This is a genomic window from Yoonia sp. KMU-150 (genome assembly GCF_056858355.1).
Map to the genome: position 1 here is coordinate 2,333,532 of NZ_JBXEQF010000001.1, position 24,967 is coordinate 2,358,498.

Sequence of the window (24,967 nt, forward strand, 5' to 3'; positions counted from 1 at the left end):
AAAGGCTTACTGCGACAGCCAGGCCTGGAATTTCGCATCCAGATCGTCGCGATAGTCGGCCCACCACTCGTAGTTATAGAGGAAGGTGTTGGTCGCGTTGGCCGGATCGGTCGGCATGTGCGGTGCCATCTCGATACCCAGATCGGCGTGTGTGCCGACCAGCGGTGCCGAGGACTGACGTGCGGGACCGTAGCTGATGTACTTGGCCTGATCGGCCAGACGCTGCGTGTCCGTGGCGAAACGGACGTAGTCCAGCGCACGGGCCTCACGCTCTGGCGGCAGACCGGCAGGAATGATCCAGCCGTCGAGGTCGAAGACCTGCGCGTCCCACAGCATCGCTACTGGCTGGTCCTGCTCTTCGATCAGGCTGAACAGACGACCGTTGTAGGTCGAACCCATGATGACCTCGCCGTCAGCCAGAAGCTGTGGCGTATCAGCACCGGCGGTCCACCAGATCACGCTGTCCTTGATGGTGTCGAGCTTGGCGAATGCCTGGGCCTGACCCTCTTCGGTTTCCAGCACGTCGTAGATGTCTTCCTTGGCGACGCCGTCACAGAGCAGCGCCCATTCCAGGTTGCCGATCGGGCGCTTTTCCAGCGACCGCATGCCGGGATAGGCTTCGGTGTCGAAGATCGCGCAGATTTCGGTCGGAGGCGTGTCACCCACAAGGTCGGTGCGATAGCCCACGGTGGTCGAATAGACGATCTGCGGGATAAAGCAGTCGGACACCAGCAGGTCGCCGAAGTCTTCGGAGGCTGTGGAGCCGTCGTCACCCGGTGCAAGCTGCTCGTCCGCGTCGATCTCGAGCGCGAGGCCTTCGTCGCACAGGCGAATCGCGTCGGATGCAACAACATCCACCACGTCCCATGTGACGTTGCCGGCTTCGTTCATCGCACGCAGCTTTGCCACGGCTTCGGCCGAGGATTCGTCGTTGATGATGTTGACGCCGGTCATTTCCATATAGGGGTCGTGATAAGCGTTCTGCTGAGAGGCCGAATAGGCGCCGCCCCAGCTGACGATCGTCATTTCATCGGCCATATGCCCATCGGCGAACGCCATGGTGGCGGTCAGCGTCAGGCAGGAAGTGGCCATCAGTGTCTTGGTCATTTTCATTGGTTTCTCCCGTTTCGTTACCCGGATTGGTCTTTCAGAACAGCGGTCCGGGCGACCGATGTTCCTGTCGGTCAAGGTCAGGCGTCCAGAGCGCGGCAGTCTTCCGGCAGCCAGCCAATTTCGATCATCTGCCCCGGCTCCAGCCGTTGCTGGTCGGGGGCGTTGCGTGTCTTGATGATAAAGTCGTCCTTGCCCGCGACGCGCAGCCGCGTGCGGAAGATGTCACCCATATATATGAATTCAAGCACCTCGGCTTTCAGCGTGTGCGTTCCCGCTCTCAGCCGCTCGGGGTTGAACTCCACACGCTCGGGCCGGATCGACACTTTGGTGCGGTCGCCAACCTTGCCGACGTTCACAGGGACCGCGTCGATCACGTCGCCGCTGTCCAGCTTCACGATGCAGGTGTTGCCCTTGATCTCTTGAACAACGCCGTCCAGCGTGTTGTTTTCACCGATGAATTGCGCAACGAAGCTGTTTTCAGGCTTCTCGTAAAGCTCGTCCGGCGGGGCCAGCTGCTGGATGCGCCCATCGTCGAACACGGCGACGCGGTCCGACATCGTCAGCGCCTCGGTCTGGTCGTGCGTCACATAGACGACGGTAATGCCCAGCTCGTGCGCCAGATTGGTGATCTCGAATTGCAAGGTTTCGCGCAATTGCTTGTCCAGGGCGCCGAGAGGTTCGTCCATCAGCACCAGTTCGGGTTCGAACACCAGCGCGCGGGCCAGCGCGATCCGCTGCTGCTGACCGCCCGAAAGCTGGCTTGGGCGGCGTCCGGCAAAGCTGTTCATCTGGACCATGCCCAGTGCCCGTTCGACCTTCTCCTCCTGCACGGATTTGCTCATCTTGCGGACTTGCAGCGGAAACGCGAGGTTTTCGGCCACCGTCATATGCGGGAAAAGCGCATAGTTCTGGAACACCATGCCGATCCCGCGCTTGTGCGGTGGGATGTTGTTGATGTTCTTGCCGTCCAGCATGATCTCGCCATGTGTCGCCGTCTCGAACCCGGCCAGCATCATCAGGCAGGTCGTCTTGCCCGATCCAGATGGCCCCAGCATCGTGAGGAATTCGCCCTTGGGCATCGACAGGTTCAAGTCTTTGACGACAAGCACTTCGCCGTCATAGCTCTTTTGCACACGCTTGAATTCCACAAACGCGGACTTGGCATCAGTATCGGACACCCAATTCTCCCCTAGGTCGCGGCGGCTTCGGCCGCTCGATTTTCGAGACCGACTAGAACAACCTGACTGCAAGAGTGCAACCAAAAACCCGCAGCGCAGGTCACCGCCGGTCAAAGTCAGTGATTTCGCCTGCACGATGCGCGGACGGCGGGCGAATGTCCCCGGACAGGTTGTGTAGCACACGCATCACAGCGCAGGTGAGCGCCGATCACCGTGCATCAATATGACGGCACAGCGGTCAAAGCGCCCACATGATATAAAGAGGCCCGGCCGTTGCGTGTACGGCCGGGCCTGGTGCATATCTATCAGGATTAGGGTCAATCCGCGATAAAGCTGCCCGCAATCGTGCCGTCCGGCCCGGTGATGAGCACGCCGCCGCCAACTTCGTCAGGCCGGTTCGCCGCCGTGTCGATGCCAAAGAAATTTCCCATCGCGGTGCTGTTACTGTTGGCGCCCGTGATGCTCACGTCGGTTCCGTTCAGCGATGTGGTGACCGTTCCACCCGAGAATCCGTTCCCCGAAATCGTCATGTCCTGCATCGAGATCGTGTCGATCGGCGCGGTCGTCGCATTGCCGGTCAACTGGTCGGTCGCGGTGAAGCTGTTCATCACCACGCCGACCTCTCCACCATAGGTCACGGTCACCTGGCTCGCACCCGCAGTCAGGTCGATGCCCTGCGTCGCGGTCACGATCGTGCCGACCGCCTCGCCGGTGTAGGTGACCATCCCGGATGTCGGCATGTCCGCAGGCAACGTGACGACACCGCCCACACCGGTCACATCATAGGACGTGCCGCCCGCGGTGTAGGACTGCGCGTAGGGTGCGGCGTAGGTATAGGTCCCGGTAAAGCCCTGCCCACCATAGGTCAGCGACCCGTTGGCATCGGACAACACACCATTGTCGTCCGGGCCGTCGGCATCGGTCAGTGTCCCGGTGCCGTCGCCGAAGGTCTGGCTGCGGTCGGCGTGATCGAGGCTGCCGGTATTGGACACCAGCGCAAGCGCGCCGGTCGTACCGTTCGACTGTAAACCGGTTCCGCCCAGGGCGTTCGTGACCGCCTCGCCACCGGTATTGGCAAGTGCAAGATATTCGTCGCCCCCCGCCGGTGTCATGGTCGTGCCGCCGCCCCCGCCGCAGGCCGTAAGCAACAGTGCGCCAGAGCCAAGCAGGCTCATCTTTGTGAAATGGTTCATTGTTCAAGCCCTTTATATTTATACGAAGAGGAAGTCGTCGGCAGACAGATCGGCCTTGTCGACCCCGAAGATCGTGATCTCGGTACCCTGCGCGCTGAACACCGCGCCATCGGCACCGTCGGTGACAGATGACAGGACATTGCTGGCCGTGATGCCCGAAAAGCCGGTCAACTTGATATGGTCGATTCCAAGCTGGAAGTCGGCGGCTGTCGCCGTCGCCGTGTGACCAAGGATCGGACCATAGTTCACGTCGCCATGCGCGAATGCACCGATCACGTCGGCCCCGTCGCCGGTGTTGAAGACGAAAGTGTCCGCGCCCTTGCCGCCCATCATCAGGTCGTCACCTGTGCCGCCCTCGATCACGTCGGAGCCGCCAAGCGTCGTGCCCGCATCGCCGCGGATCAGGTCGTTGCCCGCGCCGCCGGAAATCCGGTCGACCTGGAAACCGCCTATCAGATAGTCGCTGCCGTTGCCGCCGGTAATGACGTTGACGCCGCTGAAGACGGCAATGTCGTCATCGCTGTCGTCACCTTCCAGCGTGTTGGAGCGCAGGCTGTTGCCGGGGGCGAGGTCTTCGCTCTCGATGCCGACGGTCAGCACGCTGGTCTGGCTGTCCCCGTCGAACGTCGCGTCGCCCTGCGTGATCGTCAGGTTGATCGAGAAGTCCTCGATCTCCTCGACAGCGCGATCATTGACGATATCGACGGAAATGACCTTGGAGGTCTCACCTGCCGCAAAGGTCACCGTTCCGGTCGTCGGGGTAAAGTCACGGCCTTCCAGTGCCGTGCCTGCGACGGTCTCGTATTCGACGACCACATCGCCGGTGAGCACCTGAGACAGTTCGAGCGTGAAGGCAGCTGTCGGGTTCGCGGCATTCTCCAGCACTGTGACCGTGGGCTGGTCGATCCGGACCTCTGCCACCTCGACCAGCGTCGACAGGTCGACACGCGCATCGGTGAACTGCGCAAACTCGGCGTTGATCAGCGTGAAGTCGTCGCCGACGGTGATCAGGCTGCCTGCGGCGGCGATCACGCCGGCGTCCGCGCGCGATTTGTTGAACACGACGGTGTCGACGCCCTTGCCGCCGTCGATGACGGCCGAACCGCCGTTGACCACAAAGGTATCGTCACCGTCGTTGCCAAAGACCTGATGGTTGCCGCCGTCCACCTGGATCGTGTTGTCCAGATTGTTGCCGTTGACCGTCTCGGCTGTACCAGTGACGACATAGTCGGACTGCACGACGCTGAGCGAAACGATCTCGGTCTTGCCGTCGGACGAGGCCTGCCGGACTTCTTTCTGCCCGTCGGTCAGTTTGGTCGAGATCGTGGCCGTCGGTGACCCGTCGTTGAACACCAGATTGAACGTCACGTTCTGCTCGTCACCCGCCTTGACCGGGATCGCGTCGATGCTGCCGCTGTAGGTCAGGCCCAGCGGCCCGTCAGCGAGCGAACCGGGCGCGATAGAATCGACGACGGCGCCGTTCAGCAAAACGTCGATCTTTTCGATGGTGGACTTGTCCACACCCGACACCGCAAAGGCCCCGGCCAGGTCGGACGCGCTCGACAGGACCGTGGCGGAGTTCGAGTCGATGATGCTCAGCGAGGCGATATCGGCTCCGCTCCCGATGCCAAAGGCCCGCACGTCGACGGTGGCGGGGTTGGCCCCCTCGTTTACCGTCTGCAGATCCGGGCTGGCCCCCGACCCCCGACCGTCAGATAGAAAATAGGCCACGTTGGTGGCGCTGTTGACGTTGGCCAGACTTTCGAACCAGTCCTCGGCCCGGGCAAGCGCAGGACCGAAGTTGGTACCACCGCCTGCATTCAGGCCATTGACGACGCTCGTGGCACCGGCCGCGTCAAGACCCGGAAACAACCGCGCGCTGGAATCGAAGTCGACCACCGCAAACTGGCTTTGCGCCGCAATGCCCAAATCCACCAGCGATTGCGTCAGCGACGCATAGGCCGCCTTGGTCTGGGTGATCCGCGTGCCGCTCATCGACCCGGACGAGTCCACGATATAGACAAAGTTATAGAGAATGTTGGAATCCGCACCGATGTTGAACGTGTAGTTCACGTCACCGTCAAACGTGAAGGCGGGCAGTTCAGCCGAGAACGAACCGATCAGGTCGCCGTTGCTGTCCTTGACGTCCTGCTTGGCCGTGATCTCAGGCCCGTCGCGCAGTTTGGTCGGATCGTCGAGGTCGGCCAGAAGCGGCACGTAGAACACGTTGCCATCGTCGTCTTCGCCAAAGCCGGTTTCGCCGCGCTTCTGCTTGTCTTCAAAATTGAAGACCGCGAACTCGACCTCTTTGACCTGGTCCTTGCCGTCGGACTTGGTGCCGTCGGTATGTTCGATCTGCACCTTGGGCTGGTCGGGATTGCTGCCATCAGTGATGGTGAACGTATAGTCGGTGACATCGCCGGAGAAGCGGGCATGGTCGACACCGTCGCCGCCTTCGATCCGGTCGTCGCCCTTGCCGCCCTCGATCCGGTCGTCACCGCTTTCGGCGACGATCCGTTCCTTGAGGAAAGTCCCTTTGATGATATCGGCGCCATCACTGAACAGCGGCAGGAAACTCAACGCGCTTTCCTTGGTCCCGATGATGTAGCTTTGCGGAAGCGTCTCGCTCTTCTCGTTGGCCGCCTCCATGGCGGCCGCGATGACCTGATACTCGTTGTCGGTAATCAGGTGTCCGCCGTTGCCGCTATTGGTGTGAACGCCCACGACCGCCGCGACCTTCTTGTTCATTTCCGTGCCGTCGTCGATTTTTGTCCAGACGCCGCTGCCGCTTTGTCCGCCTTCGGTATCCACGTTGTTGTCATAGCCGAACCGGCCGGACTGATTGGTGCTGTCGACCCGACCGGACGAGGTATAGGCGCGGGTCGCCTGGTTTAGGTATCCGAAAACCGGATCGACGGGCGTCGTGGTCACGGTGTTGGGCGCATTGAACGCTGCCGGGAAGCCCGACGTCGTGATGCTGATCCCGTCGGCGTCCTTGTGATTGAGATAGACCGCCATCCCGATATTTGTCGCGCCGATGGCGGAACTCGTCTGGATCAACGCGATATCGTGGTCGAAATTCGCAGAGGTCGAATAGCCATCGGGATAGGTCACGCTGGCGGACGTGAAATTGGTATCCGCAAGAAACAACCCGGTCGATGGACGCGCCCCGAGCGCGCCGACATCCGCGCCTTTGGTGACGCGGCCCGACACGATCGCCGTTCCGTTGTCAAACACGACATGGCCCGCCGTCAGTGCGAAATTGTCGCCGATCTGGATCCCCGTCCCGACGATGTTCTCCGGCACCTGTGATACCCGCGCGGTCGGTGCGGTCTTGAGTCCGTCGACCGCCACGATTGAACTGTTCCCCTCGGTGGTGAAATCCGTCACGCGGGTCCGTTGGTCGGTTCCATGGATCGCCATATCAGTCTCCCTTCAATTTATTCTGCCCGCAGCGGGCGCTTAGCGTTGATTGATCAATAGTTGCGTTGTGCCGTTGCCCGAAACGAGGGCAATGGCCTGATAGTTTGCGGACAGCGCGACCGTGCGCCGCGTGGCCCCGGCGACACCGCCCGCGTTGAAGGACCGGCTAGGCGATGCGGCGCCTGCCCCGTCGTAAAAGTCGATACTGAACGGCCCGGTCAGACCAAAACGCGGCACTGCCAGACGGTCGGCAAATGCAATGACATTCCCCTCTCCGGTCACAGGGCCGGTCGCGTCCAGCACATAAGGCGCGGACGGGTTGCACCCCGACCACCCCAGCGAAGCGGTTCCGTCGGCCTGACCGGCCCCGGAAATGACACAGGCCGCGTCCGAGACGGCAAGCGGGTTGCCGGATTGCGCCTTGCCCAACCCGGACGGCACGACAAAAGCCTGCGCCGAGTCGGGCCCGCGCGTGACGTCATAAAGAAAGGCACCACCCTGCGGGCCGATCGCGGGGGCGAGCACAAATAGTCGCGCCCCCGCCATGGCGAGGCTCGCCCCGAAATAGTCGGGAGCGGTCGGAGCGCCATAAACCGTCTCTGTTCCGCCGCGCAGCACGATGACGCGTCCCGCTTGCTCGGTCGGGTCGTTCTGCCGCCGCTGGCCATAGGCGATCGCACCATCGGATGCCGCAACCGAAAAGCCGACGATGTAGGACGCGTCGGTCTGCGCGATGCGGGTCAGCCCGGTTGCTACGGCATAGGTATAGACAGACCCGGTCTCGCCGCCGACGGCGCTGTAGGCCCCGATCACCAGCGTGTCGCCGGTCAGGGCGAGATCATGCCCGAACCCGGGAACGCCACTTGGCGCGCGCAAGTCGTCACCGCGAACCCAGTTGTTGCCTCCCCCGCGCCGGAACACGACGACCGCATTGCGACCCGGATCGCCGACATAGATCGTGTCGTCGCTCATGGCGATTGCGGTGCCGAACTGCACCGACCCGCCCTGCGCACCCGGTGCCGCGACAAATCCCGCCGCCCCGCTGGCGGGCAGCGATGCCGGAACGACGTCGACCAAACTCTGCGGGTCCGTCACGACGGAATTCTCCTGTCTGCAGGCGACCAAGAGTGCGACCAGTATAAATGACACCCATTTGCCGCATCGTTTCGCAAATCCTGCGAAATCGCGTTTCAAATCATCGTACAAATCGCCCTGCCCCCCAACGGGCCGTGTGGACTGTGAAAATAAAGCGAATAAATTCGGCTCGTATATGGCAAGCGTAGGCTCTGCATCTTTCGACTGTCAACTCCGTCGAGGTCGCTGACTTTGCCGCTCGACGACAACGATTGACGCCACGTCAACAATCCGTGTTTGGATTCAAAGGATTGGAGATTGCCGACACCGCGAAAAAAGTATCGCACCGATGCCGCCTGATCACCCGACGCTGCATTCGAATCAATTTCGGTCCGGCGCGGTCTGTTCGCAGACAAGACCCGACCGGCGCTTTTGCGCGCGGACGTAAGGTCAACTCAGGATTGCACTAGGAAAGACGGACGGTTTGCGTGCAGATTGTCACAACCACGTCGTGATCCGGCCACAGGATCGGCAGCGGCACATCTGCAAACACCTCGGGGGTATCATTATGTCACTTATCATTTCAGCCGTTTTCGATGGACCACTCACCGGCGGTTTGCCCAAAGGGGTCGAGCTTTATGTCACCGAAGATATCGCGGATCTGTCGCGCTATGGGATCGGCGGAGCGAACAACGGCGGTGGGTCGGACGGCGAGGAATTCACCTTCCCCGCAGTGGCCGCTTCCGCTGGCGATTATATCTATCTTGCCAGTGAAACCGCGGGCTTTACCGAATTCATGGGTTTTGCGCCCAATTATACCACCAGCGCGATGAACGTGAACGGCGACGACGCGATCGAGCTGTTCGAGGACGGCACCGTGATCGACCTTTACGGCGACATCGACACCGACGGCACAGGGCAACCCTGGGAGTATATGGATGGCTGGGCCGCGCGTGTCCCCGGCGCCACCGCAAGCCCGACATTCGACCCCGCACAATGGACCTTCTCGGGCCCCAACGCGCTCGACGGGGCCAGTGACAATGCCACCGCCGCCACACCGATTCCCCTTGCCGGTTTCACCGCCGAGCCGCCCGTGCGCACGATTACCATCAACGAGGTCGATGCAGACAACCCCGGCACCGACAGCGCCGAATTCATCGAACTCTATGACGGCGGAGCGGGCAACACATCGCTCGAAGGGCTGAACATCGTTCTGTTCAACGGCAGCGACGACAGCGAATACAGCAGGATCTCGCTCAATGGCCAGACGACGGATGAAAACGGTTTCTTCGTCGTGGGGTCCGCCAATGTCGCCAACGTCGATCTGGTGGCCTTCACGACCAACGGTATCCAGAACGGGGCCGATGCCGTGGCGCTCTACGACGGTACCGCGCCAGAGACACCGACGACAGACAATCTTGTCGATGCCGTCGCCTATGACACGAACGATGCCGATGACGCGGAACTGCTTGCGGCACTCGGCCTGACCGACCAGATCAACGAGGCCGCCAACGGCGATGCGACCGTCGACGCCATCGCGCGCGACCCCGACGGGACAGGCAGCTTCGTCACCCAGGCCCCCACCCCGGGCGAAACCAATGTCGTGGCGCCACCGACAGAGATCACTCTGATCAGCACGATCCAGGGCGACGCGGGCACCGGGGCCGGTGCGGTGATCGGCACGGATGACCAAAGCGCGCTGGTCGGCCAGATCGTGACCGTGCAGGCGATCGTCACCGCCGATTTTCAGGACGGGCTGCTGGGCACCAATGGCGACCGCAACGGGTTTTATCTGCAGGAAGAAATCACCGACTACGATTTCAACGATCTGACGTCGGAAGGCATCTTCATCTTCGACGGCTCCAGCCCCGACGTCGACGTGAACATCGGCGATCTGGTCGAGGTCACGGGCACGGTCAGCGAATTCTTCGGCCAGACGCAGATTTCCGCCACCTCCGTCGCGGTGCTGGACACCGAACAGACCGTGCCCGACGCGGTCGACGTGACTTTCCCCACCGCCGCTTTCGCGCTCGATGACAACGGCAACTACGTCGCGAATCTGGAAGCCTACGAAGGCATGCTGGTCAACGTCGATCAAAGCATGACGGTGACGGAGTTGTTCAACCTCGACCGGTTTGGCCAGTACAACGTCACCGCTGGCGATCGGCCCGCGCAGTTCACCCAGAACAACGCGCCGGATGTCGCGGGCAACGACGCATATCTGCGGGATGTGGCCCAGCGCACCGTCGTGCTGGATGACGGGTTCGGCAACCAGAACCCCGACGAAATCCGCGTGATCGACGGCAACGATGGCATACTGTCCAACACCGACACGTTCCGGATGGGCGACACGATTTCCGACATTTCGGGCGTGCTCAGCTACTCCTTCGACGAATACCGCATCGACGCGCCGACCGGCACCTATACCTCCACCAACCCGCGTCAGGACCAGCCCGAAGACATCGGCGGCAACTTCAAGGTCGCCAGCTTGAACGTGCTGAATTACTTCACCACCATCGACGAGAACGGCAACACCACCGACAACGGGTCCGGTCCGCGCGGCGCGGACAGCGCCGCCGAACTCGAACGGCAGGCGGACAAGCTGGTGAACGCAATCGTCGCGATGGACGCCAACGTTCTGGGGTTGATCGAGATCGAAAACGACTTTGCGGGCGACACCTTCGCGATCAAGGATTTGGTCGGTCGCGTGAACGCAAAGCTGGGTGCCGACATCTACGCCTTCGTCGATCCCGGGCAGGAATTCATCGGCGGCGACGCGATCTCCAACGGGCTGATCTACAAAAAGGACAGTGTGGCGCTGAAAGGCGATCTGGCGATCCTGGAAACCTTCGAGGGTCGCAACTTCATCGACCCGCTCGACGCGGGCCGCGGGCTGAACCGCCCCGCCATCGCCCAGACGTTCGAGGATCTGAATACCGGCGAGACGATCACCGTATCCGTCAATCACCTGAAATCCAAGGGATCGCTTTCGGGTCTTGCCGCAGACGAGGATCAGGGCGACGGCCAGGGCAACAACAATGCGACCCGGGCCGCCGCCGCCGACATTCTCGGCGACTGGCTCAACAGCGATCCGACCGGTCAGGGTGCCGAAAACGTGCTGATCCTCGGCGACCTGAACGCCTACTCGAAAGAGGACCCGCTGACCGAACTGAGCGCGGACGGCTACACCGACATCGCAGCCCAAGAACTTGGCGAAAGCGCCTATTCCTTCGTCTTCGACGGTTTCGTCGGCACGCTGGATTACGCGCTGGCCAACGACACGCTGGCGGGCAAGGTCGCGGGCGTCACCGAATGGCACATCAACGCCGACGAGGCCGACGCCTTCGACTACAACCTCGACTTCGGGCGCGACCCTTCGCTTTACGACGGCAATAGTTCGGCACGGAACTCGGACCATGATCCGGTGATCGTCAGCTTCGACTTCGCACCGGTTCTGAACCTGATCGCCGGCACCAACCGGCGCGATGTGCTGCGCGGCACCGAAGAAGCCGACCAGATCGACGCCAAGCGCGGAAACGATTTCGTCTTTGCCAACGGGGGGGATGACGTGATCGATGGCGGCGCGGGCCGCGACAAGATCTTCGGCGGCGACGGCGACGATATGATCGACGGCGGCGCCGGGCGCGATTTCGTCTTCGGTGGCGACGGCGACGACATGATCGACACCGGTGGTGGCCGCTGGGATCTCGCCTTCGGCGGAGCCGGTGCCGACACCTTCATGTTCAGCCCCGAAACCACCGGCGATCATCGCCGCGACACGACGACCATCGCCGATTTCGACACGTCACAGGACATGCTGGACCTTGGTGGCGCAGAGATCGCCCGCATCCGCGAGGGTTTCGGCTTCACGCAGATCAAGTTGGAGGGTGGCGACAAGATCAACCTGATCGGCGTCTGGGATGCCGATGACATCCGGTTTGTCGACGATCTCGCCATCGTCTAGGGCGTGCTTGCGCGAAATGGGGACAGGTCGCAGCAATCTGCGGCCTGTCTGCAAAGCCTGACAGATATGTCCTCGACAAGCAGTCCGATTTCGCTCCACGGCCCTGTCGCGCACGCCCCGACCCGGCTAGGTTGACGCTGACGCAACTCAGCCGGATCCGCGATGAGACCTGACATATCCCCCCTGATTGCCGCTCTCAAAACCGGCGATATGGCACGGTCGCGTGATGCCGCCCGGGATCTGCTGGCACATCTGGATGCAGTAGAGGTATCCGTGGACTGGCGTTGGCCGGACCTGATCGCCGAGGGCGGTCCGCTCGCGGCGCAGGCGTCGCTCCCACTGTGCTATGCGATTTACGACATGCTGATGGCGCACGGTAAGACTGATGAGGCGAGTGCGGTGTTGCACATCGCGTCGGCCCGTTACCCCCAATCGGCAGGGCCGGTACGGCTTCTGACACGCAGGTTGCTTGCCAGCGGCGCGCTGGACGCGGCGCTCGACGTGCAAAGTGCGTATTGCACCCGCAATCCCGATGATCAGGTCGCGCAAAACCTGCTGGCGAGCCTGGAAGAACGCCGGGACGTTGCCGCGAAGAAAGCCGCGGTTGTGGCGGCCAAGACCCATGTTCTGTCCGAATGCGATGCCATCGACCACCTTCTGAAAGCGGGTGATGGCATGGCGGGGCAACGCCGCTTCGCCGCGTTGATGTCCTACTGCAGAGCACATGCCCCACCCTATGTCCCGACGCCCGACTTTACGTCGCAACAGAATTTCCTGACCCGTTTTCAGCATCGTTACGGGGATGACGGCAACTGCCTTTTGATCAGCGACAGCCTTGCCTTTGCCCGTCCCGGTGACGACGGCATCTTCACCGAGGCATATCCCGTTCAATTGCAGGACCGGCTGCTTGCGACTGGATGCAGCGTTCTGTTGCAGCCCTTTGCCCATCCCAAACGCACGATGCCGCAAGCGCATGATTTCCTGACCTCACTGGACGAAAAGACGCTCGACCACATGGAAAAGCTGATCATCCACGTCGGCATCGTCGACTGCGCGCCACGCATCTTTGCCCCCGACGACATGCCCAACGTCGTGCAGTTGAGCGGTAAGGCTGGCGCGGACAAATGCATTGCTCTTGCATCGCGGTACCGGGCCATGCTTGAACGACCCGCGAATGAAAGCGCCTATACACCACTCGACATATTCATTGCGCGACTGCGCGATATCGTGACCTTCGCGCATCGGCGTCCAAGGTTGAAAGAGGTTTATTGCATCACGACGCTTTTGCCCTTTGCGGAGCGGATCAATGGCGGTGCCGTCGAGTGCACGCGGTCGGCGCAGGTCTATAACGCGGCCCTTGCCGATGTGGCGGCGGGAGGCGGCTTGACCGTGATCGACGCCAACGCGATCCTGCGGTCCGACGGCGACGACGGGCATCTTTATTCCTCGGACGGCTATCACCTGAGCGCAACAGGTGCCGCGCGGCTGGCGGATTGCATCCTGAAAGCGATTTGTCCCGTAGACGCCTGAAGGGCGACAGTTGGGCAGGCGAAGGATTGACGTGAATTCGGTATGACCGGTCTTCAGTAGTTCCAGAGCGTTCCGTCCTGCAGGCGCACGACAGGGTGGCTTCCCGGTTCGTATTCATATTTCGCCGCCTCGCGTTCATCGAAATCGACGCCAAGACCGGGCGCATCACTGACGTATACCGCACCCTCCCGCATGCGATGCGCAGCCGGGAACAGCGCGTCGCACTCCGGTGTGCCCAGCACGAGAAACTCCTGAATGCCGAAGTTGGGTGCCCAGGCGTTCAGATGGTGTTGCGCCGCCATCGAGATCGGCGAATGGCTGGGCGCGCCGTGAAACCCGGTGCGGATGTGATGCAGACCAGCCAGATCGACAATCCGTTTGGTGGGCGTGATGCCACCGGCATAGGTTACGGCAACGCGGATAAAGTCGATCAGTTCGTCCTGTATCAGTGTGTGGCAATCGTAGATCGCATTGAACACCTCGCCGATGGCGATGGGCGTGGTGCTGTGTTGGCGCACCAGCCGCAGGGCATTCTGATCCTCCGCCGGGGTCGGATCTTCGAGCCAGTAGAGACCCACGGGTTCGACGGCTTTGGCCAGGACCGCGGCCTCGCGCGGCAAAAGACGGTGATGCACATCGTGCAGGATCTTCAGGTCAGGTCCGAAGGTGCTGCGGATTTCGGCGAGGGCGTCGGGCATGAACCGGAGGTATTTGTCCGTGTCCCAGATTTCGGTCTTCGGGCGGATGCCGCTGAAATCGGTGATGTAGTCACCGTCCCCGCCCCTTTCATCCGGTACCGCATAGCTGGCGGTGGGCATGTCGGGGATGCCGCATTGGACCCGCACGGCCTTGTATCCCTGATCGACATAGCGGGCGACGGAGTCGATCAAGTCGGGCAAGTCCGCCCCCGTGGCATGCGCGTAGACCATGGCACTGTCGCGGCTTTTCCCGCCGAAAAGCTGATAGAGCGGCATATCGGCCAATTTGCCCTTGATGTCCCAGAGCGCCATGTCGATCGCGCCGAATGCCGCCATGGCGATCGGCCCGCGCCGGAAATAGGCACCGCGATAGAAAAACTGCCAGATGTCCTCGCTCCGGCGCGGGTCCATACCGATCAGATTGGGGATCAGATAGTCGCGTAGATAGGCCGCAGGCAGGGTTTCGCGATTGTTGAGCGTGGCATCGCCCAGACCGTAGATGCCTTGATCGGTCATGATCTTGAGCGTGACATAGTTCTTCCCCGGCCCGCCCACGAAGACCTTTGCGTCGGTAATTTTCATGTCGTGCGCTCCTTGGCCAGCGGGTTGCGAATGAGGTAGACATGCTCGGCCGTCTGCGTGTCGATAACGAACCCGTGGCGTCGATAGAATGACACCGCCGGGTTGTTGACGAGGACCCGAAGACGCACCGGGCGTCCCAGATGTGTGCTGCGCTCTACAACCTGCTTCAAGGCTTGCGAGCCGACTCCGCGATTGCGGGCTTTGGGCGCGAGGTACAACTTGGTAATGAAGAGCGCGTCCTGCTCCAGGCGCGTGGCGATGCATCCGACGGTTTCGCCTCGGACTTCGATCATATCGTGGTGGCGGTGGTCGAGGTCCTCCAAAGTGGCCGATGGCCGCCATTGCCCCCAAAGCGCAACCGCGTAGTCTTTCATGCAGACCTCTTCGAGCCAAAGCAGGTATTGCCGGTCCGAACGCTCCGCCTGCCGCAAGTGTATTTTCTCAGGCATCAGACATATTTCCCAATGTTCTGCCTTTACGGATCACATCAAAAACGTTCCGATACAGCGCGTCATCGGCAAAGGTCGGATAGGCGGGCGCGCTGGTCCCTGCGATATCGCCGATGAAATGGCGCGCAAGGACGTGCCGGCAATATTCGGTCACGCCCGTCATGTTTCGGCCTGTTCCGTATCCCGGACCCCGATGATCCCGCCGGACTGCCGGGCCCAGAACGTCGCATACAGCCCGTCCCTTGTCAGCAGGTCTTCATGGCTGCCCTGTTCGACGATACGGCCTTCGTCCATGACGACGATGCGGTCGAGTTCTGCGATGGTGGACAGACGGTGTGCGATGGCGATGACGGTCTTGCCCGCCATAACCTCGCGCAGGGCAGTCTGGATTTCGGCCTCGACAGTGCTGTCGAGCGCGCTTGTCGCCTCGTCCAGGATCATGATCGGCGCATTCTTGAGGATCACGCGGGCCAGTGCGACGCGCTGGCGCTGCCCGCCGGACAGCTTCACGCCACGTTCGCCCACATGGGCGTCATAACCGCGGCGGCCCCTGCTGTCCTGCAGACCGAGGATGAAATCATGGGCGTGGGCCTGGCGCGCGGCCCGTTCGATGTCATCCTGCGTCACGTCCGGCTGACCCAGCGCGATGTTGTCGCGCACCGAGCGGTTCAGCAGGGCGGCCTGCTGACTGACCATCCCGATACTGTCCCGCAGGCTTTGCGGCGCGACCTGCGCCACGTCCTGTCCATCAATGCAGATCGTCCCTTCTTCCGGGGCATAAAATCGCAGGATCAGGTTGACCAGCGTCGACTTGCCGGCACCGGACGGGCCGACCAGCCCGATGCGTTCGCCCGGGGCGATAGAGAGGTCCACCCGCTCCAAACCGCCGTCCTGTTTGCCGTAGCGATGGCGCACGCCCGAGATTTCAATAGCGCCCTGTTTCAACACAAGGTCCGGCGATGCCGCATCATGGGGGATGGCAAGGGGCTGGCCGAGGGTTCTGAGCGCCTCGCGGACAGAGCCGACCTGTTCGAAAATACGTCCCACCGCATCCATGACCCATTCGGCGAGGTTGGCGATGCGCAGGGAGAGGGCGATCGTCGTGCCGACGACACCGATCGTCGCCATGCCTTGCGACCAGAACCAGATGCCGCAACCGACGAACCCCACGATAATGACCCCTTCCAGCCAGATCGTCGTGGTGCGCAGACCGACGCTGATCTGGCGCGCGTGAAACAGCTTCTGGCGGGTGTGTTCCAGCGCGTCGGTGTGGTTCTGTTCGATCTCGGACCGGCTGGCGAACAGGCTGACCGTGTCGAAGTTGGAAAACACGTCGACGACCTGCCCCAGCAGCGCGGATTTCGCCGCCATGAAGGTCTCCATCGCTCGGACGACCCGCGGCACGATCCAGATCATGATCCCGGCATAAAGGGCTGCCCACAGCAGCAGCGGCAGCGCCAGCCGGGCATCGGTACCGGCCATGAACACGACGATCCCGACCATATAGACCGCACCGAACGCGACCGCGTTCAGGGACTGGTAGATCACGGCGGTGGCGTAGTTGCCCATCAGCACCAGACGCGAGGCGGTGCGCCCGGCAAGGTCCTCCTGAAACCAGCCGACGGGCTGTTGAGTCAGATGGGCGTGGGCACGATAGCGAAACAGACTGGCTGCGTTGGCATCCAGCCCGATGTCGTTGACCGCATGGCGCAGGAACTGGATCAATGGGCGCAGCAGGACCAGCATCACCGCGGCGAAGATCAGGCTGGGGGCATGATCCCGCCAGATCGTCGCTGGCGCGCCTGCCGCCAGCATGTCGATCAGGCGTCCTGCATAGCTGATCAGCCAGACCTCCACGCTGGCGGCAAGGGTCGTCATCAGCAGGCTCAGCACGATGACCCAGCGCAGCGGGTAAAAATGGGCGCGCAGATAAGGCCAGACCCGGTCCTGCGGCACGGCCCCGTCCCCGTGAACATACGGATCCACGAGGTTGAGCGCGGCGCGCGTGGCGGTATCGTATGCCTTCAGCACCAGGGTACCTCCTGTCCTAGCGGCCCAGCCAGCCGCCATCGACGGGCAGCGTGATCCCCGTGACATAACGCGCGGCGGGCCCCGCCAGAAATGTGACGGCACCCGCGATATCCTCCGGCTCGGCCCAGCGGCCCAGCGGAATACGGTCGAGGATGGCCATGTTGCGGTCGGGATCGTTACGCAGATCGGTGGTGTTGTTGCTGACGACATACCCCGGCGCGACCGCGTTGACCGTGATGCCTTTTGCCGACCATTCGTTCGACAGGATTTTCGTCAGCCCCGCGACCCCGCTTTTGGAGGCCGTATAGGACGGCACGCGAATACCGCCCTGAAACGACAGAAGCGACGCGATGTTGATGATGCTGCCCCCCTGCCCTGCGGCGACGCGGGACTTTGCGAAGGCTTGCGACAGGAAGAAAACGACCTTGAGATTGATGTCCATCACCGCGTCCCAATCCGCTTCGGTGAAGGCGAGGCTGTCGTCGCGGCGGATGATGCCCGCGTTGTTGACCAGCGTGTCGATGGGACCGAACTCCGCCTCGGCCTTTTCGAATGCCGCCTGTGCGGCCGCGACCGTGCCCAGATCGGCCTGCACGGCATCGGCTGTCCCACCGACCTCCGCGACACGGGCGAGCGTCTCTTCCATCGACGAACGGCCCACCGCGATCACGTGACAGCCGTGGCGCGCCAGATCGACCGCGATCGCCTGTCCGATACCGGTGTTGGCACCGGTGACGAAGGCCCGTGTGGTATCCAGGGAAAATCGGTTCATTGCTTGTCCTTTCGGATTGAGTGTTTCGACCGGGATCATGCGGCGACGTCTGACCGCTTCCAGTCACCGCGCCACAGGCGGCGATGGAATGCGGGGAATTTGATGACCTCCTCCCACAGGAACAGCGACAGTATCCAGAAGGCGGAAAGGTCGAGGTAAAGAACGAACAGTGCCGTGGCCGGCACGCGAAACGCCCATTGCGACCAGATGAAAATATGCATGACATAAACCGTGTCGCCTGCCGCGCGCAGGGTGTTGCCGCAGATCGCGTTCGTGGCGCGGGGGAACTGGATGATCAGCAGGATCGGCAGGAACCCGAACAGGATCGCGCGGGTTTGTGGCTCCAGATTGGGGTAGATCCAGTCCAGCGATAGACACATCGCCAGAAAGATCAGCGACACGATCCCCGCCGCGACAAAGGCCCCGATCCACGCGCGCGACAGAAACCGGTCGAGCACGTCACCATGTGTGTGTTTCCCCAACAACTGCGCCACGATGATGCCCGTGGCCTGCGTCCACTGCATCGCCACCTGCCCGGCCAGCAGGTTCCAAGGGGCGATGAGGGTCAGCGCGGCGAAGCCGTAGAGCGACATATTCGCATAGATCAGCGAACAGACATGGGTGGACAGGGTGGCACTGACGAAGGTCGCGGCGATCGGCAGGGCAAAGGTCAGGTGACGCCGCACCGTGGGCCCGAACGTGCCGTGACGCCAGCCAGTGACATGCCGCAAGTGTCCGTTGGTGCGCAGCAGCAGGGCCACCCAGAACAGGGTCTGCACCGTGATCGCGACGGCACTGCCCAGCGCCGCGCCCGCCACACCCAGCGCAGGCAGACCCCACAGCCCATGGATCAGCCCGATGCTGGCGAGAACGTTGATCGGCACAGACAGCAGATAGCCGTAAAGCGGCAGCTTGCTGCGGCTGCATCCGTTGAAGAAGCTGGCGATGCATTGACCGACACCTTCGCCCAGAATGACGACGGTGAAGATCAGAAGATAGGTCTGGGCATCGGCCGCGATCTGATCGGTCGGAGCCAGCGCGCCGATCAGCGTGTCGCCCCAGATCTGGATCAGGGCAACACCGATAACCCCGATCCCGATGCTGATGGTCAGCCCCGCGGCAAGCACGGATTTCAGGAACACAGGATCGCCACCGCCAAAGGCCTGTGCGGTACGAATTTGCATGGCGTGGGAAAACGCAAAGATCACGCCCAGCACGATCCCGCCAAGTGCTGCGGCCAGCCCCATCGCCGCAAGCGCGCCTTCGCCCAGCGACGACAGCAGGAAGCCGTCGATGACGACGGTGCCATGCAGGAAAATCGCCTTGAGCGTCATCGGCCAGGCCAATGCGAATACCTGCGCGGCACCGGGGCCGGGCGTCGGTCTGGGGTGATCTGAAATCGAGGTCATGGACCGGTTCCGTTCCCGCGCATCGTGCCTGCGACGGGATATTTGTCGCGCTCAGGCGTTCGCGCTCTCGAAGTAATTTGCGTTGGTCGCCGTGATCCGCTCGATCGTGGTATCCAGACGCGAAAGGTGCTTGAGGCCCGCCGCGACCGCCTGGTCGCCATCATGGGCGACGACGGCGTCGGCGATGGCTTTGTGATCGGCCAGCAGCTCGGGGATACGCTGCTCCTTTTCGATGCCGAGCATGCAAAGACGGTCGACCTTGGCTTTCTCCTCGAGGATGACCTCGAACGCATAGTCGACCTGCGCGATGACACACAGGACCTCGTGAAATTCATAGTCAAGCTGTCCGAACCGTTCGACATCCGTGGCGGCGACCGCCTCTGCCTGCGCGGCAAGTGCGGCGTTCAGCTTTGCCTCGCCCTTGTCGTCGCAGTGGGTCGCGGCGCGGCGCAGCACCTCTTTCTCGATTGCAGCGCGGATAAAGCGGGCCTTTTCGATCTGCCGCATGGAAAAGCGCCGCACCTCGGTCGCGCGCTGGGGCCGGATCAAAAGCAGGTCAAGATTGGCAAGCCGGCTGAACGCATCGCGGACGGGCTGCCGCGACACGCCGAACTGCGCCGCGATCTCGGCCTCGGATATACGGTCGCCGGGTTTGAGGTGCAGCGTGACGATCTGTTCGTGCAGCGTGTCGAAGACATCGTCGACACTCGTGCGCCGTTCATTCTGTGTCAGTGTCTGCGCCATCATTACAGTCCCTTCGACCACAAGCTGCCCGACGAGTAGCACAAAGTAAACTAGTATACCAGACTAGCATTCCAGAAATTCGACTAGTATACCAGAACCGAGGAAACGATTCGCCGGCCGCTGGAAAATGCGGTCCGGGTGCGACACGTGGAGGGGACGATGGCCGGTGTTGAACTGGAAGGTATCGTAAAGGCCTACGGGGCTTTGCAGGTTGTTCACGGCATCGATCTGAACGTGGCCGAAAAGGAATTCGTGGTGCTTGTCGGCCCGTCGGGCTGCGGCAAATCCACGACCCTGCGCATGATCGCGGGGCTTGAGGAGATCACCGACGGCGACCTGATGATCGACGGTCGCCGGATGAACCGCATCGCCCCGAAAGACCGTGATGTGGCGATGGTGTTCCAGAACTACGCGCTTTATCCACACCTGAACGTGGCGGACAACATGGCCTTTGGCCTGCGTATCCGGAAAATGCCGAAGGCCGAGATCAAAACCACGATTGACGATGTCGCCGAAATTCTTGGCCTGACCCCCTACCTCGATCGTCGTCCCGCCGATTTGTCGGGCGGGCAGCGCCAGCGGGTCGCCATGGGCCGTGCGATCGTGCGTCACCCAAAGGTATTCCTGTTCGACGAGCCTCTTTCGAACCTCGACGCCAAGCTGCGCACCCAGATGCGGGCAGAAATCAAGCGTCTGCACAACCGTCTTGGGGTCACCTCGATCTACGTGACCCATGATCAGGTCGAGGCGATGACGCTGGCCGACCGGATCGTGGTGATGAACGATGGCCGGATCGAACAGATCGGCACACCGATGGAGCTGTTCAACGACCCGGCCAACACATTCGTCGCGGGTTTTCTCGGGTCACCGCCGATGAACCAGATGAAAGCGAAGCTGACGGAAACCGGCGCGCAGATCGGTAATTCGGAAATCAAAATCAACGGATCTGTCGCGGCCCATGCGGGGCGGGATGTGATCGTGGGTATCCGGCCCGAGCATGTGACGCTGACCGCAGAAGGGCCTTCGTCCACACTGCCGATCAATCTCGATCTGGTCGAGCCGCTGGGGTCGGAGGCACTGCTTCACGCGCGGCATGGCGAGACGGAGCTGGTGTTCAAGGCCGACACCAACGGCGATATCGCCCATCTGTCCGGCGTGGATGCGGTGCATGTGCCGTCGCATCTGGTCAAACTGTTCGACGCCGAAACCGGACGCGCGCTGAAGGTGGGGGGCTAGGGCGATGTCTGATCGCAATTCCGACGTCGGCGGAATCCCCATCGAAGAAGTCGTCGTCGAGGCGAACGAGGCGCTGCGCGACCGCAAGCAGACCCGCACACCGGACAAGAACTGGGTCAAGGTCTGGGACCACTTTCGCCGCGAATGGCAGATCTACGCGATGCTGCTGCCGACGATCGTCTGGTTTCTCGTTTTCCTGTACAAGCCGATGTACGGCCTGCAGATCGCCTTCAAGGACTATTCGATTTTCCGCGGTGTCGCCGGCAGCCCTTGGATCGGATGGGAACATTTCCAGACACTTTTCAACAACGACCAGTTCATCCGCGCCGTCCGAAACACGATCACCATCAGCTTCTACAATCTGCTGTTCGGCTTCCCTGCCCCGATCATCCTTGCGCTGATGTTCAACGAGGTCATGCACGCCACCTACAAGCGGACCGCGCAGACCATCGTGTATCTGCCGCACTTCATTTCTTCCGTGATCATCGCCGGGATCGTAATCACCGCCTTTTCGCCCACGGCCGGTATCATCAACACGATCATCGGCTGGTTCGGCATGGACCCGATCTATTTCCTGACCCAGCCGCAATGGTTCCGCCCGATCTTCGTGGGTACGGGCATCTGGCAAGAGGCCGGCTTCGGCTCCATCGTCTTTCTGGCCGCCATCGCGGGTGTGAACCCGTCGCTTTACGAAAGTGCCGTGGTGGACGGGGCGAACCGCTGGCAGATGATGTGGAAAATCACTATCCCGTCGATCCTGCCGACAATTCTGATCATGCTCATCATCCGCATCGGCAACGTCATGGAAGTGTCGTTCGAGCTTGTGATCCTGCTCTACCAGCCGTCGACATACGAGACCGCCGATGTCGTCAACACATGGGTTTACCGGCAGGGTCTGCAGTCCGGCCAGTACGATCTTGCCGCTGCCGCGGGTCTGTTCAACGCCGTCGTCGCCTTTGTGCTGGTGATGACCGCCAATACCCTGTCGCGGCGCTACTCGCGCACGTCGCTCTGGTAGGAGGATAGACCCATGATGAACTGGAACCTCTATTCCCGCGGCGACAAACTGTTCGCGATCATCGTGTCGGTGCTGATCGGCATGTTTACGGTGGCCACGCTCTACCCGTTTATCTATATCGCCGCCGTCTCGTTCAGCTCCGGTTTCGCGGCTCAGGCGGGCAAGGTCGTGCTGACCCCGATTGACGCCACGCTGGAGGCATATGGCTATATCGTTACGGACCCGCAGTTCTGGCTAAGCTACCGCAACACGTTCATCTACACGATCGGCGGCACGATCATGAGCCTCGTGTTCATCGTGCCCTGCGCCTATGCGCTGTCGCGCCCGCAACTGAAGGGCCGGCGGTTCTTCAATCTCTTCATCGCGTTCACCATGTGGTTCAACGCGGGCCTGATCCCGTTCTTTCTGAACATGCGCGATCTGGGACTGCTGGACAGCATGTTCGGTATCATCATCGGCTTCGCGATCAACGCCTTCAACATCATCCTGCTGCGCAACTTCTTTGAATCGATCCCGCAGAGCTTCGAAGAGGCCGCGCGCATGGACGGGGCCAATGATTTTCAGGTGCTGTGGAAGGTATTCATCCCGCTCAGCAAACCGGCCATCGCCACGATCACGCTGTTCTGCATCGTATCGCGCTGGAACGGGTTTTTCTGGGCCATGGTCCTGCTGCAGTCCGAGGACAAGATCCCGCTGCAGGTGTTCCTGCGCCACACCATCGCAAACCTGAGCGACGATGACGAATTCGCCATGGTCCAAACTGCCGCGGGGTTCAGCGCGGAAACCGTGACCGCGGCGATCATCGTATGTTCGATCATCCCCGTGCTGATCGTCTATCCGTTCATCCAGAAATATTTCGAAAAAGGCATCCTGCTTGGGGGTGTCAAGGAATGAAAACGCAAATGGGAGGAAATCAAATGCGTAAACTGAGCCTGGCCGCGGCCTTGCTGTCCGCGAGTGCCATCACATCACCCGCCTTTGCGGAAGGTCACCTGCGGATCGTCGATGAACCGCTGGAACTGACAATCCAGATGAACCACGCGCGCTACCCGGTCTATGAGGAAGACTGGCCCGTCGAACAGGCCGCTCGTGAAATGACCGGCATCCACCTGATCAACGACACCGTCGGCGCCAACATGCGCACGGACGAAAATACCGGCCGCACCGAGGCGCTGAACCTGATGCTGGCGGGCGGTGCCATTCCCGACATCGTCGGTTCCAGCCGGATCAAGGATTTCGTCAACCAGTTCGGTCCCGAAGGTGCCTTTGTGCCGCTCAACGATCTGATCGCGGAACACGCACCCAACATCGCGGCCTACTACGCGACACGTCCCGATATCGAGGCTGCGGTCAAGGCGGCCGATGGCCAGATGTATTACGTGCCCTATCTGCCCGACGGTAAATACGGCCGCGCCTACTGGATCCGCACCGACTGGCTCGACGCACTTGACCTTGAAGTGCCGCAGACTGTCGAGGAATACGAAGCCGTCCTGCGCGCCTTCAAGACACAGGACCCCAATGGCAACGGTATCGCCGACGAAGTGCCCTTCTTCGCCCGTCAGTGGCCCGAACTGATCCGTCTGGTGACGCTCTGGGATGGTCGTGCGCACGGGTCCGACACCTACCATGACTTCCTGGTCGAAGACGGAAAGATCGGCCACGGTTACATCGGCGAGGGTTATCGCGACGGTATCGCCAACCTCGCGCGCTGGTATGCGGACGGTCTGATCGATCCTGAAATCTTTACCCGTGGCTCATCCGCGCGTGACTTCCTGCTGTCCGAAAACCTTGGCGGCTCGACCCACGACTGGTTCGCCTCGACCGGTGGCTACAACAGCCTGTCGTCCGAAATCGACGGTTTCGCCTTCGAGGCGATGGCCCCGCCCGCCTCTGTCGGCGGCAACCGGATCGAAGAGCACCGCCGCATCCTTGTGAAGCCGGACGGCTGGGCCATCGGCCATACCAACGAGAACGTCGTCGAGACGATCAAGTATTTCGACTTCTGGTTCACCGAGGAAGGCCGTCGTCTCGCCAACTTCGGCGTCGAAGGCATGCACTATGAAATGATCGACGGAGAACCGATCTTCACCGAGGAGTTCCTGGCCCAGGGTCCGGTGAACCGTTCGCTCTACCAAAACGGTGCACAGCTGCAGGCCCGTGGGTACTTCCAGGATTACGACTATGAAATCCAGTGGACCAACGAATTCGCGCTGGCCGGGATCGAGCTTTACGAACAGGGTGACTACCTGATCCCGGACTTCCTCGGCGTGGCCTTCACGGCAGAGGAACAGCAGGTCTATGACCGGACCTGGGGCTCGATCCGCGACTACATGCTGGAGCGTCAGCAGGGCTGGATTCTTGGCAACGGCGACGTGATGGAAGACTGGGACGCCTACCTTGCCCAGTTGGATGACATGGGGATGCAGGAACTGCTTGGCGTGATGCAGTCCGCCTATGACCGTCAGTACGGCGGCTGATTGACCAATCACCCGGGGCGGCGGTGCCGCCGCCCCGGGCCTTGTCTTTCCTGAATTGAAAATGCGGGACCACTGA

General features: G+C 61.6%; 18 protein-coding genes. 6 read left to right on the top strand and 12 right to left on the bottom strand.

The window, feature by feature from the left end:
• Positions 1-6: 6 nt before the first annotated feature.
• The 5 genes from AC04PH_RS11710 to AC04PH_RS11730 form a co-directional block, all read right to left on the bottom strand.
• Entirely contained in the window at positions 7-1,113 is a 1,107-nt protein-coding gene (locus tag AC04PH_RS11710; RefSeq protein ID WP_483065914.1) for an extracellular solute-binding protein, read from the bottom strand.
• A gap of 77 nt (positions 1,114-1,190) precedes the next feature.
• Complete coding sequence (locus AC04PH_RS11715) at positions 1,191-2,291, bottom strand: ABC transporter ATP-binding protein (RefSeq protein WP_483065915.1); 1,101 nt, start codon at positions 2,289-2,291, stop codon at positions 1,191-1,193.
• A 317-nt stretch (positions 2,292-2,608) separates the two neighbouring features.
• A complete protein-coding gene (locus tag AC04PH_RS11720; RefSeq protein WP_483065916.1) occupies positions 2,609-3,484 on the bottom strand; it encodes a HupA family protein in 876 nt (291 codons plus the stop codon).
• A gap of 18 nt (positions 3,485-3,502) precedes the next feature.
• Positions 3,503-6,907 carry a Calx-beta domain-containing protein gene (locus AC04PH_RS11725; protein WP_483065917.1) on the bottom strand — a complete coding sequence of 1,135 codons (3,405 nt, stop codon included), beginning with the start codon at positions 6,905-6,907 and terminating at the stop codon, positions 3,503-3,505.
• Between the two features lie 39 nt (positions 6,908-6,946).
• Complete coding sequence (locus AC04PH_RS11730; protein ID WP_483065918.1) at positions 6,947-8,002, bottom strand: hypothetical protein; 1,056 nt, start codon at positions 8,000-8,002, stop codon at positions 6,947-6,949.
• Between the two features lie 547 nt (positions 8,003-8,549).
• On the opposite strand from AC04PH_RS11730, the gene AC04PH_RS11735 reads away from it, so the two are divergent.
• Both AC04PH_RS11735 and AC04PH_RS11740 read left to right on the top strand, forming a co-directional pair.
• The gene (locus AC04PH_RS11735) at positions 8,550-11,945 is read left to right on the top strand and encodes an ExeM/NucH family extracellular endonuclease (protein WP_483065919.1); all 3,396 of its coding nucleotides are present in this window, start codon (positions 8,550-8,552) and stop codon (positions 11,943-11,945) included.
• A gap of 162 nt (positions 11,946-12,107) precedes the next feature.
• Positions 12,108-13,475: an SGNH/GDSL hydrolase family protein gene (locus tag AC04PH_RS11740; RefSeq protein ID WP_483065920.1), complete on the top strand. Its 1,368-nt coding sequence runs from the start codon at positions 12,108-12,110 to the stop codon at positions 13,473-13,475.
• A gap of 53 nt (positions 13,476-13,528) precedes the next feature.
• Here the strand turns inward: AC04PH_RS11740 and manD are convergent, their stop codons facing one another.
• The 7 genes from manD to AC04PH_RS11775 are packed head-to-tail and all read right to left on the bottom strand — an operon-like array spanning position 13,529 to position 20,160.
• On the bottom strand, positions 13,529-14,755 hold the full coding sequence (manD, locus tag AC04PH_RS11745) for a D-mannonate dehydratase ManD (RefSeq protein WP_483065921.1): 1,227 nt from the start codon (positions 14,753-14,755) through the stop codon (positions 13,529-13,531).
• On the bottom strand, positions 14,752-15,204 hold the full coding sequence (locus AC04PH_RS11750) for a GNAT family N-acetyltransferase (protein WP_483065922.1): 453 nt from the start codon (positions 15,202-15,204) through the stop codon (positions 14,752-14,754). The genes manD and AC04PH_RS11750 overlap by 4 nt, the downstream gene beginning before the upstream one ends.
• Positions 15,197-15,367: a hypothetical protein gene (locus tag AC04PH_RS11755; protein ID WP_483065923.1), complete on the bottom strand. Its 171-nt coding sequence runs from the start codon at positions 15,365-15,367 to the stop codon at positions 15,197-15,199. The genes AC04PH_RS11750 and AC04PH_RS11755 overlap by 8 nt, the downstream gene beginning before the upstream one ends.
• Positions 15,364-17,235, bottom strand: a complete 1,872-nt coding sequence (locus tag AC04PH_RS11760) for an ABC transporter ATP-binding protein (RefSeq protein ID WP_483065924.1) — start codon at positions 17,233-17,235, stop codon at positions 15,364-15,366. Before AC04PH_RS11760 ends, AC04PH_RS11755 begins: the two co-directional genes overlap by 4 nt.
• 16 nt (positions 17,236-17,251) lie before the next feature.
• The gene (gene kduD, locus AC04PH_RS11765) at positions 17,252-18,007 is read right to left on the bottom strand and encodes a 2-dehydro-3-deoxy-D-gluconate 5-dehydrogenase KduD (protein WP_483065925.1); all 756 of its coding nucleotides are present in this window, start codon (positions 18,005-18,007) and stop codon (positions 17,252-17,254) included.
• 35 nt (positions 18,008-18,042) lie between these two features.
• Complete coding sequence (locus tag AC04PH_RS11770; protein ID WP_483065926.1) at positions 18,043-19,416, bottom strand: MATE family efflux transporter; 1,374 nt, start codon at positions 19,414-19,416, stop codon at positions 18,043-18,045.
• A gap of 51 nt (positions 19,417-19,467) precedes the next feature.
• The gene (locus tag AC04PH_RS11775) at positions 19,468-20,160 is read right to left on the bottom strand and encodes a GntR family transcriptional regulator (protein WP_483065927.1); all 693 of its coding nucleotides are present in this window, start codon (positions 20,158-20,160) and stop codon (positions 19,468-19,470) included.
• A 159-nt stretch (positions 20,161-20,319) separates the two neighbouring features.
• Between AC04PH_RS11775 and AC04PH_RS11780 the strand changes: the two genes are divergently transcribed.
• The 4 genes from AC04PH_RS11780 to AC04PH_RS11795 are packed head-to-tail and all read left to right on the top strand — an operon-like array spanning position 20,320 to position 24,891.
• A complete protein-coding gene (locus AC04PH_RS11780) occupies positions 20,320-21,396 on the top strand; it encodes an ABC transporter ATP-binding protein (protein WP_483065928.1) in 1,077 nt (358 codons plus the stop codon).
• Between the two features lie 4 nt (positions 21,397-21,400).
• A complete protein-coding gene (locus AC04PH_RS11785; RefSeq protein ID WP_483065929.1) occupies positions 21,401-22,414 on the top strand; it encodes an ABC transporter permease in 1,014 nt (337 codons plus the stop codon).
• Between the two features lie 12 nt (positions 22,415-22,426).
• Positions 22,427-23,308: a carbohydrate ABC transporter permease gene (locus tag AC04PH_RS11790; protein WP_483065930.1), complete on the top strand. Its 882-nt coding sequence runs from the start codon at positions 22,427-22,429 to the stop codon at positions 23,306-23,308.
• A 23-nt stretch (positions 23,309-23,331) separates the two neighbouring features.
• Positions 23,332-24,891 carry a type 2 periplasmic-binding domain-containing protein gene (locus tag AC04PH_RS11795; RefSeq protein WP_483065931.1) on the top strand — a complete coding sequence of 520 codons (1,560 nt, stop codon included), beginning with the start codon at positions 23,332-23,334 and terminating at the stop codon, positions 24,889-24,891.
• Positions 24,892-24,967 lie beyond the last annotated feature (76 nt).

Coding starts and splice junctions, on each gene's coding strand:
- AC04PH_RS11750 (WP_483065922.1), bottom strand. CDS start 15,204: ATGCCTGAGAAAATACACTTGCGGCAGGCGGAGCGTTCGGACCGGCAA.
- AC04PH_RS11790 (WP_483065930.1), top strand. CDS start 22,427: ATGATGAACTGGAACCTCTATTCCCGCGGCGACAAACTGTTCGCGATC.
- AC04PH_RS11785 (WP_483065929.1), top strand. CDS start 21,401: ATGTCTGATCGCAATTCCGACGTCGGCGGAATCCCCATCGAAGAAGTC.
- AC04PH_RS11710 (WP_483065914.1), bottom strand. CDS start 1,113: ATGAAAATGACCAAGACACTGATGGCCACTTCCTGCCTGACGCTGACC.
- manD (WP_483065921.1), bottom strand. CDS start 14,755: ATGAAAATTACCGACGCAAAGGTCTTCGTGGGCGGGCCGGGGAAGAAC.
- kduD (WP_483065925.1), bottom strand. CDS start 18,007: ATGAACCGATTTTCCCTGGATACCACACGGGCCTTCGTCACCGGTGCC.
- AC04PH_RS11735 (WP_483065919.1), top strand. CDS start 8,550: ATGTCACTTATCATTTCAGCCGTTTTCGATGGACCACTCACCGGCGGT.
- AC04PH_RS11755 (WP_483065923.1), bottom strand. CDS start 15,367: ATGACGGGCGTGACCGAATATTGCCGGCACGTCCTTGCGCGCCATTTC.
- AC04PH_RS11770 (WP_483065926.1), bottom strand. CDS start 19,416: ATGACCTCGATTTCAGATCACCCCAGACCGACGCCCGGCCCCGGTGCC.
- AC04PH_RS11775 (WP_483065927.1), bottom strand. CDS start 20,160: ATGGCGCAGACACTGACACAGAATGAACGGCGCACGAGTGTCGACGAT.
- AC04PH_RS11720 (WP_483065916.1), bottom strand. CDS start 3,484: ATGAACCATTTCACAAAGATGAGCCTGCTTGGCTCTGGCGCACTGTTG.
- AC04PH_RS11795 (WP_483065931.1), top strand. CDS start 23,332: ATGCGTAAACTGAGCCTGGCCGCGGCCTTGCTGTCCGCGAGTGCCATC.
- AC04PH_RS11740 (WP_483065920.1), top strand. CDS start 12,108: ATGAGACCTGACATATCCCCCCTGATTGCCGCTCTCAAAACCGGCGAT.
- AC04PH_RS11780 (WP_483065928.1), top strand. CDS start 20,320: ATGGCCGGTGTTGAACTGGAAGGTATCGTAAAGGCCTACGGGGCTTTG.
- AC04PH_RS11725 (WP_483065917.1), bottom strand. CDS start 6,907: ATGGCGATCCATGGAACCGACCAACGGACCCGCGTGACGGATTTCACC.